The sequence below is a fragment of the Mycobacterium sp. EPa45 genome (assembly GCF_001021385.1).
Lineage (GTDB): Bacteria > Actinomycetota > Actinomycetes > Mycobacteriales > Mycobacteriaceae > Mycobacterium.
Genome location: NZ_CP011773.1, coordinates 543,235 through 557,932 on the forward strand (window position 1 = coordinate 543,235; position 14,698 = coordinate 557,932).

The 14,698-nt window shown below is 66.3% G+C and carries 12 protein-coding genes; 2 read left to right on the forward strand and 10 right to left on the reverse strand.

Annotated elements, in window-relative coordinates; translation table 11 throughout:
- Positions 1 to 28: 28 nt before the first annotated feature.
- Positions 29 to 928 (forward strand): class I SAM-dependent methyltransferase, encoded by a 900-nt coding sequence (locus AB431_RS02440; protein ID WP_047328605.1) that lies wholly within the window; start codon positions 29 to 31, stop codon positions 926 to 928.
- On the opposite strand, the gene AB431_RS02445 is transcribed toward AB431_RS02440, so the two are convergent.
- The 7 genes from AB431_RS02445 to AB431_RS02475 all read right to left on the reverse strand — a co-directional run bounded on the left by AB431_RS02445 (position 925) and on the right by AB431_RS02475 (position 9,752).
- Positions 925 to 2,118: an alpha/beta hydrolase gene (locus AB431_RS02445; RefSeq protein ID WP_047328606.1), complete on the reverse strand. Its 1,194-nt coding sequence runs from the start codon at positions 2,116 to 2,118 to the stop codon at positions 925 to 927. The two genes, AB431_RS02440 and AB431_RS02445, sit on opposite strands and share 4 nt — an antisense overlap.
- A gap of 53 nt (positions 2,119 to 2,171) precedes the next feature.
- A complete protein-coding gene (locus AB431_RS02450; protein WP_047333001.1) occupies positions 2,172 to 4,004 on the reverse strand; it encodes a glycosyltransferase family 39 protein in 1,833 nt (610 codons plus the stop codon).
- 104 nt (positions 4,005 to 4,108) lie between these two features.
- Positions 4,109 to 5,986, reverse strand: coding sequence for an adenylyl-sulfate kinase (gene cysC / locus AB431_RS02455; RefSeq protein WP_047328607.1), 1,878 nt, complete (start codon positions 5,984 to 5,986; stop codon positions 4,109 to 4,111).
- Positions 5,986 to 6,912, reverse strand: a complete 927-nt coding sequence (gene cysD, locus AB431_RS02460; protein WP_047328608.1) for a sulfate adenylyltransferase subunit CysD — start codon at positions 6,910 to 6,912, stop codon at positions 5,986 to 5,988. Before cysD ends, cysC begins: the two co-directional genes overlap by 1 nt.
- Positions 6,909 to 7,712 (reverse strand): Stf0 family sulfotransferase, encoded by an 804-nt coding sequence (locus AB431_RS02465; protein WP_047328609.1) that lies wholly within the window; start codon positions 7,710 to 7,712, stop codon positions 6,909 to 6,911. Before AB431_RS02465 ends, cysD begins: the two co-directional genes overlap by 4 nt.
- A gap of 67 nt (positions 7,713 to 7,779) precedes the next feature.
- Positions 7,780 to 9,156, reverse strand: coding sequence for a sulfatase (locus AB431_RS02470; protein ID WP_047328610.1), 1,377 nt, complete (start codon positions 9,154 to 9,156; stop codon positions 7,780 to 7,782).
- A gap of 113 nt (positions 9,157 to 9,269) precedes the next feature.
- The gene (locus AB431_RS02475) at positions 9,270 to 9,752 is read right to left on the reverse strand and encodes a hypothetical protein (RefSeq protein ID WP_047328611.1); all 483 of its coding nucleotides are present in this window, start codon (positions 9,750 to 9,752) and stop codon (positions 9,270 to 9,272) included.
- A 40-nt stretch (positions 9,753 to 9,792) separates the two neighbouring features.
- On the opposite strand from AB431_RS02475, the gene AB431_RS02480 reads away from it, so the two are divergent.
- On the forward strand, positions 9,793 to 10,461 hold the full coding sequence (locus AB431_RS02480; RefSeq protein WP_047328612.1) for a phosphatase PAP2 family protein: 669 nt from the start codon (positions 9,793 to 9,795) through the stop codon (positions 10,459 to 10,461).
- Here AB431_RS02480 and AB431_RS02485 read toward each other — a convergent pair.
- Genes AB431_RS02485 through AB431_RS02495 form a run of 3 tightly spaced genes read right to left on the reverse strand, consistent with a single transcriptional unit; the run spans position 10,415 to position 14,007 of the window.
- Positions 10,415 to 11,905 (reverse strand): bifunctional phosphatase PAP2/diacylglycerol kinase family protein, encoded by a 1,491-nt coding sequence (locus AB431_RS02485; protein ID WP_047328613.1) that lies wholly within the window; start codon positions 11,903 to 11,905, stop codon positions 10,415 to 10,417. The genes AB431_RS02480 and AB431_RS02485 overlap by 47 nt on opposite strands.
- An 18-nt stretch (positions 11,906 to 11,923) precedes the next feature.
- Positions 11,924 to 12,892: a hypothetical protein gene (locus AB431_RS02490; protein ID WP_047328614.1), complete on the reverse strand. Its 969-nt coding sequence runs from the start codon at positions 12,890 to 12,892 to the stop codon at positions 11,924 to 11,926.
- On the reverse strand, positions 12,889 to 14,007 hold the full coding sequence (locus AB431_RS02495; protein WP_144418171.1) for a DUF5631 domain-containing protein: 1,119 nt from the start codon (positions 14,005 to 14,007) through the stop codon (positions 12,889 to 12,891). The genes AB431_RS02490 and AB431_RS02495 overlap by 4 nt, the downstream gene beginning before the upstream one ends.
- Positions 14,008 to 14,698: the final 691 nt, after the last annotated feature.

Sequence of the window (14,698 nt, forward strand, 5' to 3'; positions counted from 1 at the left end):
GCCAGGCTCCGCGGGTACCCTCGCGGCAGTGCGAACTGACAACGACACCTGGGACATCACCACCAGCGTCGGCTCGACGGCATTGTTCGTCGCGGCCGCCCGAGCGCTCGAGGCCCAGAAACCCGATCCGCTGGCCGTCGACCCGTTCGCGGAAGTGTTCTGCCGAGCAGTCGGTGGTCCGTGGGCCGCGGTGCTGGATGGCGAAGCGCCCGACCATCCGCTGAAAACGGCGGAGTTCGGACAGCACTTCGTCACATTCCAAGCCGCGCGGACCCGTTACTTCGACACGTACTTCCGCGCCGCCGCGCAGGCCGGCGTGCGCCAGATCGTTCTACTGGCCGCCGGCCTCGATTCCCGCGCCTACCGGCTGGACTGGGCGCCCGGCACGACCGTCTACGAACTTGACCAGCCGCAGGTTCTGGACTTCAAACGCGAGGCTCTGGCCGCGCACGGTGCCACCGCGACGGCCGAGCGTCGGGAGATCGCGGTCGACCTTCGCGACGACTGGCCACAAGCCCTGCGTGACAGCGGCTTCCGAGCCGACCAGCCGTCGGCGTGGATAGCCGAAGGCCTGCTGATCTATCTACCCGCCAGCGCGCAAGAGCAACTGTTCACCGGCATTGACGCGCTCGCTGGTCCGGGCAGCCACGTGGCCGTCGAGGAGGGCAGGCCGATGGATCGCAACGTATTTCGCGAGAAGGTTCACGAGGCGAAGTCCGTCGACGACGAGCGTGGCCAGTGGTGGCAGTTGGTCTACAACGAGCAGCACGCGCCAGCGGCGCAGTGGTTCGGCGAGCGCGGGTGGACGGCCGAAGACATGACGCTGATCGACTACCTCGAGAGCGTCGGGCGTTCGGTCGAGTCCGCGGATGGCGAGGCGGCCAACATGCTGGCCGGCGTCACCTTGGTGAGTGCCGTCAAACGCTAGTCCCACATCACCGGGCGCAGGAACCGGTTGATGCGGCGCAGGTACTCCGGTTGGCTGACGTGCAAGATGTGGTTGCCCGGAAACCAGTGCAGCGCGCAACGATCCCAATGTTCCCAGAGCGCCTCGGCCTGCTCGGGCGGCGCCAGCCGATCGCCGAGACCGGTGATGATCAGCCGTCGGTCCTTCGGCACCAGCGGTTCGTAGTTCAGCGCGCAGTGGTAGGCCGACGCGGCCGCCGACTCATCGCGACCGATGGTGCCGAACTTGCGGCCCAATTCGATCAGTTTGTTGGCCGGCCACCACTCGTCGAACGTCGATTCCGGGGTCACCACCGGAACATTGGGGATCACCGCCTCCAGCCTGTCGTCGGCCGAAGCGACCAGTGCCGAGGTGTAGCCGCCCAACGACATTCCGGTGAGCGCGATGCGCTCGACGCCGTTGTCGCGCAACCAGTTCAAGACCGACCGGAAGTCGTGCACGGCCTGGGCCATCGTCTCGGCGAAGCCGGCCATGCCCTGCGAGAAGAAGCCGTATCCGCTGAAGGGCGAGCCCTTTTCGGCGCGTCGACCATGGAATGGCAGCGTGTAAAGCAGCACGTCGTATCCGGTTCTGTAGAACCACGGCAGCGAGAAGAACAGTCCGTTGAACAGATAGGGCGAACCCATGAAGCCGTGGATCACGCACAACGTCGGCCGCGGACCGTCGTCGTGCCGCCAGTGCTGCGCCCACACAACATTGTTGCGCTCCAGCCGTTTCCACTGCTTACGCATGTCCGGGTTGACCGGTTCGAAGCTGCTCTCGAACCGCATGTTCTCGACGTTGCCGCGGGCGATGTACTGGGCGATCGGGTTCGCGGGGCGGGTCGTGATGGTGGGAACGTCGGTGGGCGCCGGAAACGACGCCGTTGGGTCGTGCCGGGCCGCCAATTCGGCGTAGAACCCCAGATTGCGGCGCTCGCGGTGCAGGTCTGACCGTCGGACGATGCTCTTCGCAACGGTCGGGAGCATGGACGCTCCGACAAGTGAGGCGATCGCAGTGCGTAGGCCGATGTCGGCGAACGCCGAGGCGTCGGTGGTGAGCCGCTGCAGCGCGGTCAGATCGGAGCGGTTGGGCAATCCCTCGTAACCGGCGTCGGCACCCGGCACATCGGGTACCGGCACCGAGATCGGGAGGTCGACGTTCGACGTCATCGTCGCGGCCTTTCGGTCAGCTTCTGTCTTCGGATGCTAACCGGGCGGGCGGCTCACACGAGGCGATATACCGTCGCGCCGCCGACCTTCATCGGCGGGTAATGCTGCTGCACCCAGTCAGCGATCTGCCCGCCGTTGCGATCGTGGTTGCGCATCCGGCCACTTGCGACGTAGTAGCTGATCTTCTGAGCGTGCACATCGTCGATGAACTGCGCCAGGGTGGGCACCGGGTCATTGCTCCACCCGCCAATCGCCATGACCGCGCTGTTGGACGCCACTTCCAGCGATGCGGCCGCCTCGGAGCCGGATGTGGCCGCCGACCACATGGTGTGCGCGGATGCCAGCATTTGGGCCAACTGCGGGTCGACACGGCTGGAACCGGCGCCCATCATGATCGTTTCCGCGAAGCGGGATCCGACCGTCGGCCACACGTCGGCGGTATGGGCGGCATTGGGGATCGATCCATTGTGCGGGGTGGCAGCGGTGGCGACGGAGAACATCGTGGTGCCGCAGAGGCCCGCGACCAACGATGCGGCCAGCGCGACGGGGGTGAGCCGCGGCCATCTCGTCCGCGCCGCGGCGAACAGCAGGACCGCCGCCAGCGCTGCACTGCCGATGAGCCAGCGGGTCCACGACGGCCCCAACTGCGCGCGGTGCAGCAGGACGATGGCCCAAGCGGCGGCCGCCAGAACCATCAACACGGCCGCCGATCGGCTTCGGACGGCTGCGAGCCCGATCAACGCACCGGCGGCCGGCACCAAAGCGAGGGTGTAGTACGGGTGCACCATGCCGCTCATGTAGCTGAACACCGTCAGGCACACGACAAACCACACCGTCCACATCGTGAACCCGGCGGCTTCAATGCGGTTCAGCTTGCGGCGCAACGCAAGACATGCACCGGCCGCGATCGCGACGACGACCGCAGGCACCAACCAGGACGCCTCATAGCCCATTTCGCCGGAGAGAATTCGAAGTACTCCGGCGTGAGTGGTCCATCCGCTGGGATGTCCGTGCGACACCGCGTTGCCGCCTCCGACGATGCGGTCGACGCCGTTGTATCCCAACGCGAGATCGAGAACCGTGTTGTTCGTCGATCCACCGATGTAGGGACGCGAGTCCGCGGGCCGCACCTGGACGACGGCGACCCACCACCCGGCCGAAATCACCAGTGCCGCCGTGCAGCCCAGCAGATGGAGCAGCCGTCGCCACCAATTCGCCGGCGCGAACAGCAGATACGCAGCAGCGAAGGCGGGCAGCACCATCAGGCCTTCGAGCATTTTGGTGAGGAACGCCAGTCCCAACGCGACGCCGACGAGCATCAGCCAGCGCCATGACGCTCCGGGGAGGGCGCGCACCAGAAAGTAGGCGGCCGCGATCATGAGCAGGACCATGAGCGCGTCGGGGTTGTTGTAGCGGAACATCAACGTGGCCGCCGGGGTCAGGGCCAGCACGCTGCCGGCGATCAACCCCGCGATCACACCGCGTGTGGGTTCGGCGATGACGCGGCGCATGGTGGCGTACAGCAGGGCAACGGCCGCCACGCCCATCAGGGCTTGCGGCACGAGCACAGTCCAGCTGTTCATCCCGAACAACCGCACCGACAGACCCGTCGCCCACAGCGCGGCCGGCGGCTTGTCGACGGTGATGAAGTTGTTGGGATCCAGCGCTCCGAAGAACCACGCGCCCCAGCTCTTGGCGCCGGACTGGGCGGCCGCCGCATAGAACGTATTGCCGTAGCCGTTGATCGGCAGGTTCCAGAGGTACAGCGCAGCGGTGCCGATCAGCATCGCGGTCAGGGTGACGGCCGGCCACCGGCGCCTGTCACGTGCCGAACCCTCAGACGCTGGAGCGTCCAGCACGTCGGCGCGGTCGGCGGTGGCGGTCACCGCACCACGGTGCATGAAGCTGCTGGCGGGCGAGGCTTCGCGCAGCTGGGAAAGCGCTGTGTATGTGGTGGTCGGTGTGCGGCGAGGTGGCGTCGAGTCGTTGCTCAGGTGCGAGGCTGACGTTTCTCGTCGAGCAACGCCAGCACCTGTTTGACCAGATCGTCGATGTCGGCGCCGGTGGTGTCGACCACCAGGTCGGCGTCCTCGGGTGGCTCATAGGGGCCATCCACGCCGGTCAGCCCCTTCAGCTCACCGGCACGTGCCCGCTTGTACAGCCCTTTGGGGTCACGCTTTTCGCATTCGCTCACCGGTGTGGACACCCACACTTCGATGAAGGGCAGCTTGGCCGCGTCGTTGAGGGCGCGCGCGATGTCACGGTCCGACTTCAACGGCGACACCAACGACGCGAGCGCGACGACTCCCGAGTCGGCGAACAACCGGGTGAGATGACCAACCCTGCGGATGTTTTCGGCACGGTCACCGGCTGAGAAACCGAGGTCGTCGGACAGGCCGTGACGGATGTTGTCGCCGTCGAGCAGGTAGGCCACCTGACCCGACTCGACGAGTGCGCGTTCGACGGCGACGGCCAGGGTCGATTTGCCCGATGCGGGCAGGCCCGTGAACCAGATCGTTGCGCCGCGTTGTTGCGTTGCATTCCAGCGGAATTCACGATCCAGTGAGGATGGGTGCCATTTGATGTCATTGCGGGTCTGCTCACCCGGCTTGACTTCACGAGCCTCGAGGATCGTGCCGGCGCCGACGGTGTCGTTCGAGCGCTCGTCGATCAGGATGAAGGCGCCGTTGTCGCGGTCCTCGACGTAAGGGTCGGCCACCACGATCGAGCTGGTGCGCAGCGTGATCGAACCGATGTCGTTGATGGCCAGCTCAACTGGGCCGTCGAGCTCGTCGAGGGTCTCGGGGTCCAGGCGGCTGTGCAACGACTGGACGGTGGCCCGCACCGTCCGCGTGCCCTGCTTGAGTGCCACCCGGTCGCCGGCCCGCAGCGGCGTGTCGGTGAACCAGCACACGGTGGCGTCCAGTTCGCGCGCCAGGGTCGGCAGGTTCGCGTCATCGAGTCCGCTGACCAGAACATCGCCGCGTCCGACGTCGATGTCATCGGCGAGTTCTACCGAAACCGACAGTGGGGCAACGGCAGTCGTTCGCGCATCATCGAGGGTATCGACGGCGGTCACTACCGAACGAGTGCCGGATGGAAGCGAAATGACCGGATCGCCGACTGTCAGCGTGCCGGCGGAGAGCCGCCCGGTGTATCGGCGGCGTTGCTCGGCAGTCGGTCGCGACACCCACTGAATGGGCAGCCGGAGCCGGCGCTGCTCGGCCTGTGGCGCCGACAACTCCACCTGCTCCAGGTACTCCAGCAGCGTCGGCCCGTCATACCAGGGCGTCTGCGTCGACCGGTGCACGACATTGTCGCCATGCTTGGCCGCAATCGGAATGACCGTCAGATCGAGGCCACCCAGACGAGCCGACAACTGCCGCAACTGATCTTCGACCTCACTGAACCGCGCCTGGTCGAAGCCGACGAGGTCAATCTTGTTGATTGTGGCCACGAAGTGCTTGATGCCCACGAGCTTGGCGATTCGGGCATGCCGCCGGGTCTGCCGGAGGACACCCGCGCGAGCGTCGACGAGCAGGATCGCGACATGGGCATTGGATGCGCCGGTGAACATGTTGCGGGTGTAGCGCTCATGGCCGGGGGTGTCGGCGAGGATGTAGCTGCGGGTGTCTGTCGAAAAGAACCGGTAGGCAACATCAATCGTGATGCCCTGCTCGCGTTCGGCACGCAGACCGTCGGACAACGCGGCCAGGTCGGCCACGCCCTCCTCGTCGGTGACCGCCTCGAGGTGGTCGAGCGGCAGGCTGTCGGTGTCGTGCAGCAGCCTGCCGATCAGGGTGCTCTTACCGTCGTCGACTGAGCCTGCGGTCGCGATTCTCAGCAGCTGACGTGTCGCCGATGTCATCAGAAATAACCTTCGCGTTTGCGGTCTTCCATGGCGGCGACCGACGTGCGGTCGTCGGCGCGGGTCTCGCCGCGCTCTGAGACCGTCGCGGCTGAGATTTCAGCAATGACGCCGTCGATACCGGTGGCTTCGGAGCGCACCGCTCCGGTGATGGTCAGATCGCCGACAGTGCGGTAACGGACCCATTCGACCCGGGAGCGTTCGTCACCCTGCGGCTGGGCGTATTCGGACACCGCCAGCAGGATGCCGTCGCGTTCGAAAACTTCACGCTCGTGGGCGAAGTAGATCGACGGTAGCTCGAGGTCCTCGAGCTCGATGTAGCGCCAGATGTCCAGCTCGGTCCAGTTGCTCAGCGGGAAGACCCGAACCTGCTCGCCCTTCTTGATGCGCCCGTTGTAGAGCGACCAGGGCTCGGGGCGTTGGGCGCGTGGATCCCACTGACCGAACTCGTCGCGGAAGCTCAGGATCCGCTCCTTGGCCCGGGCTCGCTCCTCGTCGCGACGTGCGCCGCCGAATGCGGCGTCGAATTCGCCGGCCTCCAGGGCGTCGAGCAAGGTGCGGGTCTGCTGACGGTTCCGGGACGCACCGGGTCCCGGGTCGGCGACCCGGCCGGTGTCGATCGACTCCTGCACCGAAGCGACGATCAATTTGTGGCCCTCACCGGTGACCCGGCGATCCCGGAACTCGATGACCTCGTCGAAGTTGTGCCCAGTGTCGACGTGTAGCACCGGAAAGGGCAGGGGAGAGGGACGAAATGCCTTCTCCGCCAACCGCAACAGGACAATCGAGTCCTTACCGGCAGAGAACAGCAGCACCGGGCGCTGAAGCTCGGCGACGACTTCCCGGATGATGTGCACGGATTCGGCTTCCAGCAGCCGCAATTCGTCGACGTGGGTGGTGTCCACGGTGGTGGCTTCCGCGGTCATGTCGGCAGGCCCTCTCTTTCTGCATCGGCACGGTAGCGGTCTACCCATTCGTCGGAGCGCTGATCCGCCTGGCGCTCCAGGACGGGTGCGGGCGCGAGTCTGCGGTCCAGTCCGAGCGCTTCGAGGATCTGGCCGACGACGTCAGTCAGGTTGCGCCACAACACCGGATAGGGAACGTCGATGGGATGGACGTCCTCCTCGGCGAACCAGTTGCGCCAGCCTTCCTCCTGCTCGCGGAGCATCTGCACCACGTAGGCGATCGCCCTGGCGTGGTATTCGGCTCTGGCGTCACGCACCGGATCGGGTCGGCCCCGCCAGACTCGGGTCTGGACCGCTCGCCAGAACGACACCGCTTGGGAGATCACGTCCGGGCGGTAGACGTGGATCAGTACCGGATCGCTGCCGACGACGTCGCGGATGGCCGACAGCAGACCCGACCCTGACCGCGCCGGCAGGTCCTTGGCGCGGCTGAGCAACAGCGGGGTTTGGTTCCACATCAGTTTGCCGCCCCAGATGCCGTTGGGAGTGCGGCCGACAGTGCGGATGTAGTCCCGCCAGATTTCCGCCGGGGCCAGGTCCGGCTTGCCTTCGACGATCGGATCGAGCAATCGCAGAATCGATTCGTCATCGGTGTCGGCAAACCACTCCCTGGGCTGCGGCGACATGCTGGTGGTCGGCAGGTACTGGAAGAACTCCTGGGGTTCTCCGGCGACGCCGGTGGCTCGCAACGACTCGACCAGCAGCGTGCTGCCGCTTCGCTGGGAGGCGAGTACGAGGTAGGCGGTCGGATGATCGGGCATGAGCTGAAGCCTAATAGCACTGATACGTCGACGCCGACGTCAGAATTTAAACTCCCACTGACGAAAACTATTGCGGGAAGCCGATTTCATCTTCTAAACCTCGTTCCGAGGCGACAGCCGATCTGCTCGTCAGGGTAAAGCCGTGGATCTCGAAATAAGTTTCGGTGTAGCGGGCTGCGATACGGGTGCCGGCGAACTCAGACGGAATGGCGTCGCCGGTCTTCTGGCGCCAATCGTTCAGGCGGACCGCGAGCTCCTCGGCGATGGTCTCGACTTCCTCACTCGCGCCGGCCGTCAGCAGATTGATCGACTCGGCCGGGTCGGCCTCGAGGTCGTAGAGCTCGCGGGCCGGGCGAGGGCCGTTGATGAATGGTTCTACTGCGTGCCCTGATGGGCTTTCCTCGATATCCAGCGGCAGGTCCAGCAGTGGTCGTTGCGCGTAATTTTCGATGTAGCTGTACTTCTTGGTGCGGATCGCGCGGATGGGGTCGTAGGAGTCGTGATACGTCTTCTCGGTGTATACGTGATCGCGGACGGTATTATGCTGCCCGGCAAGCAGATTGGCGGCGTGCGACAGTCCTTCGACATCCTCGCCGGGGCCGATGCCGACCAGGTCCAGCAGGGTCGGCATCAGGTCGACGCCACTGAACAGCTCGTCGTAAACCAGTGGTGCGTTCTGGAGCCGCCGTGGCGGCCGGATGATCGTCGCGATCCCCGTCCCGGCGTCGTAGAGGGTGGACTTCGCGCGCGGGAACGCCGGCCCGTGGTCGGTCAGGAACACCACCCAGGTGTTGGCAGCCAGTCCCGTGTCGTCGAGAGTGTCCAGCAAGCGGCCGACCGCGGCGTCGGCGACGGCAATCGAGCCGTAGAAGTCCGCGAGGTCACCCCGTACCTCAGGGGTGTCGGGGAGGAAATCGGGAACGTCGACGTCGGCGGTATCAGCCGGCTCGTAGCGATCATGTGGATACGGCCGGTGGGTTTCGAAGAACCCGGCGGTCAGCAGGAAGGGGTTGACCTGCGCCAGTGGCGCGCTCTCGGTCAGCCACTCCTGAGCGCGTTCGACGACATATTCGCAGTAGGAGTTGGACACGTCGAACTCGTCGTACCCCAGTCGCGCCGGGAACGATGTTTCGTGTTGCATGCCGAAAAGTGCTGAGTACCAACCATTCTCATGGAGAATATGGGGCAGGGTACGCACCCCGGCGCGGTATTCGAAACCGTGATGCGCCAAGCCGACCAGTCCGTTGCTGTGCGGATAGCGGCCGGTGAAGAGGGATCCGCGCGCCGGGGAACACAACGGAGCGGTGGCGTGCGCGCGGGTGAACAGAATGCCCTCGGAGGCGAGCTGGTCCAGGCGCGGGCTCGACACCCCCGGATATCCGTAGACACCCAGGCAACGGCCCAGATCATGCCAGTGGACGATCAGCAGGTTGTCCCGGCTCACGAATGCCTCCGTTCAGCTCTCACGGGTCTAGCTTGCCCCGCCGGGTGACGGTGCCCGCATCCGGCGTCGGGCGCAAGGGTTTTCCACAGCCGGAATCCAGGTCAGGGTGCACGTCACGGGTTGTGTGGCACTCCGACCGCGCGGTAGACGTATTCCGGCGGCACATCGAATGACAACTGTCGAGCTGGCAGTCGACTCAGCACGTCGTCGGGGATGGCCACCTTGTACGACAATGACAAGTGACCGCTGAACTGTGGATCGACATCGGCGACATCGAGGTCCAAAGTGACTCCACTGCCTGATATTTCGACCCTGACGGCGCCCTCTCGGTGATCACTCCAGGGGAGGTCCATCGTGCGCCCGGCCACTTTGGGAAAACTCGACAACGTCGCGACGGCACGCTGCGAGGTGAACACCACTGATCCGACATAGCTTGCGAATGCTCCACTGGCTCGCAGGCCCGGTACCTTGCCGCTGAACCGGCGGCTCACCGCGACATATTCGGCGAGATAGATGATGCCCTCGCGCTCGAACTCCTCGCGCATCGCGCGTGGAAGCGCACCGATGCCGAACAATCGTCGTAGGAAGACGGCCACGCCGACGATCGTGCCAGACTCCCGTGGTACTCAAGAAGAGATGGCATCGAAAAAAACATGGCTGATCGCGTCGCTCGTCGTCGCTGTGGCCGTCTACGCGACGATGTGGGTCGGGTACGCCCTGAGCTGGGCGTGGCTGGATGCCGTCGACACCGACCTGCTGCAGGCGTTCCACAATATCGGTGCCTCGCGCCCGAGCTGGGTGTCGTTCTGGGTGGTGTTCTGCGCGGTGTTCGGGCCGAATGGCTTTCGGGTGGTCGCGCTGGTGTTGGTCATCGTCGCGTTGGTGCGCCGCAAAGTGGCCACCGCGCTGTTCTTGGTGATCAGCATCGGACTGATGGGCGCCGTCACCGAAGGTGCGAAGTACCTTGCCGGCCGGCCGCGGCCGGCGACGGCGCTGGCCCACGGATCGTCGACGTCGTTTCCGTCCGGGCACGCACTGGGTGTGATGGTCGGCGTGCTCGCCCTGCTCACGGTGCTGTGGCCGCACCTGAGCCAGCGGCTCAGGCTGGTGCTGGCCGTCGTAGGGGGCGCGTTGGTCCTCGTCGTCGGAGTGGCGCGGGTGGTGCTCAACGTCCATCACCCGTCTGACGTGCTGGCCGGCTGGGCCCTCGGCTACGTCTACTTCCTGCTCTGTGTACGGCTGGTGCCGCCGCGTGGGCTCAGTTCAGCGGCCGAAACACGGGAAGCACTCGATACTTCGCGCTGAACGACGCCTTTTCGTAGTCGTCGCCGACCTCGCCGTCGCGGGCCATTGGCGTCGGGCCGTCAACAGCCTCGAACGAGAACTCCGGTGCTTGGATCTCGTGGTACAGCGGGCTGCGTTCCAGGCGCCCGAGCGTCACCGCGGCGAGGATGCGCAGGCGGCTCAGTCGCTTGCCGGTTTCCAGGATGCGGACGTCGATCAGGCCGTCGTCCATGCGGGTCCGCCGAGCCGGAGCGAAACCCGACGGCAGATAGACGGAGTTGCCCAGGAAGAACAACGACGTCTGAATAGTCTTGTTGTCGTACCGGATTCGGACCGGTGTGCCCTTACGCAGCGCGTGCAACATCGCGTACATGCCCGCCAACGGCTTGCCGATCTTGTGCTCGAGCTTCTCCCGGGTCTGAACGAACAACGGGTAGGCGCCGATGCTGGCAGTGTTGATCACCATCTGGTCCTCGTTGAGGCAGACCAGATCCACACAGGACACGCTGCCGGAACGGATCGCCGTGACCGTCCGCTCGACGGTGTCGCAGCCGATGTCCTTGGCGAAGTGGTTGAAGGTCCCGGCGGGAAAGACCGCCAGGGGTAGCCCTTCTGCTATCGCCACCCCCGCGGCGCACGCGACCGTCCCGTCACCGCCGCCCACTCCGAGCACCTCGGCGCGTTGGGCGGCCTCACGCAAGACTTCGTCCGGGTTGTCGTCCTCGCCGAGTTCGACGATCTCCGCCTTCGGCAGCTTTTCGCGGACCTCGTCGATGACCCGGGTCCCGTTGCCGCTGCCCGAGGCCGGATTGATGACGAGCACGACGCCGTCGCCCTCGGGACGCTCCGGGGTATCGATCACCAGCGGTTCGGTCGAGGGCAGCTTGGCCGGCACGATCGGCGGAACCAGCCGGCCGCCCAGTACGGCGATCCCAGCGCCGATGCCGAATCCGGCGAACACGTCGCCGGGGTAGTGAGCTCCGGTGGCCACCCGGGATAGACCGACCAACCCGGCCAGCAGAGCCAGGCCCAGGCCCAGCGGGGGATTCTCCAGGCCGACGGCGACGGCGAAGGCGGCTGCGCTGGCCGAATGCCCGGAGGGCAGCGAGTTCGAGGTAGGTACTCGGCGTGACCGTCGGACCAGCGGCACCAGCGTGCGGTTGGGACGCGCGCGCTTCCACACCCGCTTGGCGCCCTGATTGGTCACCAGGCTGGTGATGCCCAGCGTGATCACCCCCCGGCCTGCGCCCCGGCGGGCTGACGGTGAACCCGTCGCGGCCAGGACCGCCGCGATCGCGAACCACAGCTTGGAGCGGTCTGCTGCGCGGGTGAGGATGGGCATGGCCTTGTCCAGCAGCAGGCTCGGCGACTCAGCAACGGCCTCGAAGACCTCGCGGTCCAGCGTGCCGAGGCCGCCCGTGATCTGACGGATGCCCTGACCTTCTAGCAAGCTTCGCGATGTCATCGCTCCACGGTATCGGGGTCAGGACTTCGGCTCGCCGGATGCCTCGTCTGTGGGCTTGCTGTCGGGCAGGATGATGCGCCTCGTGGCGACGGGTTTGCCGTCGACCTTCTTGGTGACTTGAGGGTTGGCGGGCGGCGGGGTGGTGATGCGGCCCTGAACCGGTGCGCCGTTCTTCACGGTCGGGACGGACACCCGCTTGGTGTCGGCCTTGGCGTCCTTCTCTGCGCCACCGGCGCCGTGCATCGCGCCGGGCGGAATCATCGGCATGCCGCCCATTCCGCCGGCGGGCGCCGAAGTGGGCGTGGCCATTCGCGGTGCCGGCACCTGGGTATTGGCTGCGGACGGCGACGTACCGGCGGCCGGGACCGGCGGCGGGCCGAGCATTGCGGTCGGCGAGGTCCCGCCGATGCCACCTCCGCCCCCACCGGATCCGCCACCGCCAGAACCCATTTCGCCTGGCGTCTCGCCGAAGTCACCGAGTGCCGGATCGGTGAGGCTGGCTTTGTCGAGCTCGGCGGCTTGTCCTCCCGCTTGCTGCATCATGCCCATGCCGGCCTGCATCATCTGTTGGGCGCCTTGCGCGACCTGCTGGGGAATCTGGGCCAGGGGCTGCAGAGCGCCGCCCATCGCTCCGGCCAGCGCACCGGCAAGCTGGGAGGCCATCTGCGGGAGTTGCTGGGCCATCTGATCGGCTTGGCCTTGGCCGGCGACGCCCTTCATCTCGGCGCTGGCCTGCTCGTCCTGGGCGGGGAACTTCGCTGCCGCGTCCGCGGTCTTGGAGTCGCGCTTGGCGTGTTCCTCGATGCTCTCGCTGTTGTCCTTCGGGTCACCGAGGTTGGCGGCGAGGCCGAGAACGCGGAGCAGTTGCTCGATCGGGGTCGCACCGGCGACGAGGGGGTCGGAGGTGATGGGTGGTGGGGGCATGTTCCCAGCGTTGGCCGCGACCCAGCCACCCTGATTCGAGTTCAGCTGTCCGCCGCCACTCATCGGTGCACTTCTCCCTTCAGCGCCAGGTTCAGGGCCTGGAACCACGCGAAGTGGTAGTTGGCAGCGGTCCTTTCGCCCTTGATCAGTGCATCGATGGTCGCCAAGAGCTGCCAGTTGCCGACATTAGCGGGGTCGACATGCTCGGGGTAGTCACCCAGAACTTGCCGGGAAACCGCCGCGAGGTGCTCGCGGAGGAGCTCAACTTCGGAGTCGAGGTAGCCGGTGCCGGTCGATGCGGCTTTGGCCAGGGTGTGGGCCAGTCGCGGTAGGCCGTCGCGCCACTTGGTGGCTTGGGAGAGTTCCCAGCCGAGGTCTTCGACCTCTTCGGTGTCGCGGGCGCGGATGGACATCTGGGTGGGTTCGGCGTCCTCGGCTGGTGTCAGGTATTGGCCGGGGGAGTAGGCGGCGGTGACGGTGGTCTCGCCGAGGAGGGCGTCGAGTGTCTTGCTGCGGTTGCCGGGTTTCAAAAGCTTGATGCCGGTGGGGATTTCGACGTGCGGCGGGATCCACCCGCTGGCAAGGTCGGTGGCCAGGACGGTGTTGCTGTCGTCGCGATCACCGATGGCCCAGCGCAGCTTGGGTTCTTGACGGGCGACGGCGTCGAGGAGTCGGTTGAGGCGCTGCTGGGCTTGGGTCTGGACGGCGCTGGCACCGGCCAACGCACCGGTTGTGGTTGCGGCGACGGCGTTTTCGGTGAGACCCGCGGGTGCCGGGGCTGCAGTTGTGGCACCTTGTGGAGCTTGGCGGACCACGGCGGGCTGGTTGAGCTGGGTGCCTGCCGACGGGTGCACTGGGGCGCTACCCGGTGCTGCGGCGGTCGGCATGGCTGGGGCAGCGGGCGCGGTGGCTGTCGGCGGGCGAAGGTCGGCGCCGTAGGCGGGCAGCGGACCTTGAGGAGCGACGGGAGCAGCAGTCGACGGCATGACAGGCGCTTGGGCGGCAGGGGCGGCGACGTAGGCCTGCGGCGCCTCGGCTGGCGGCGCGGCAGGTGCCTGGGCGGCGTCGTAAGTCGGTGCGGCGTGGGCGCTTTCGAAGAGCGGCGCTGCGGTCGGCGCTGTCGGCGCCATCGGCGGTGCGGCCATGCTCTCCGGATGGATCGGGGCCTGCGGCTGCATTGCGTGAGATGCAGTGTTGGACAGCGCTTCGGTGCCGGCCGACACCGGGTTGCCGGCTTGGGAGCCTGCGTTGAAGTTCTGCGCGAAGCCTTCGGGGGTGAGGGCGTTCGTGGGGGCGGAGGGGGAGAGGGCTGAAAGGTTTTGGGGCGAATTGACGGCGGGCGGGCCCCCACTGACGCTGCCAGTCAGACCGCTTGTTGCGCCACCTGAAGCTGAGGATGTCAATGCAGGCTGCGCCGTGCCCGCACTCGTTCGGGGAGGGCCACCTAGGACAGTCGGCGGTGTGTTACCCCCGCTAGAAGCCGATTCCAATCCGTGGCCGGTGGTCGTACCGCCCGACCCTCCCTGCACCAACGTTGAGCTACCAGTTGCCATAGCTGGAGAAGGAGTACCGGCCGCAGGGGTTGGTGTTCGGCCGCCCGGTGCAGGGAGGTCGGCCGTTGAAGTATTTCCAGTGTTGAGCAACGTGGACATGCCGGTGCCATTGGTTGCACCTGCACCGCTCATGGGGTTCGTCGAACCCTGTCCCGTCTTATCAAGCAGAGCGCTAACCTGGCCGCGGACCGACGCCTCGTTTGGAGAGCGAAACGCTTGGTCCAGGTCGACGCCATTGTGCTTGGCGAATTGCCTTGCTGATAAGTCCGATCCTTGACCGTCGAGGACCTTCTGAACCGCGCCAAAGACAGTGTCG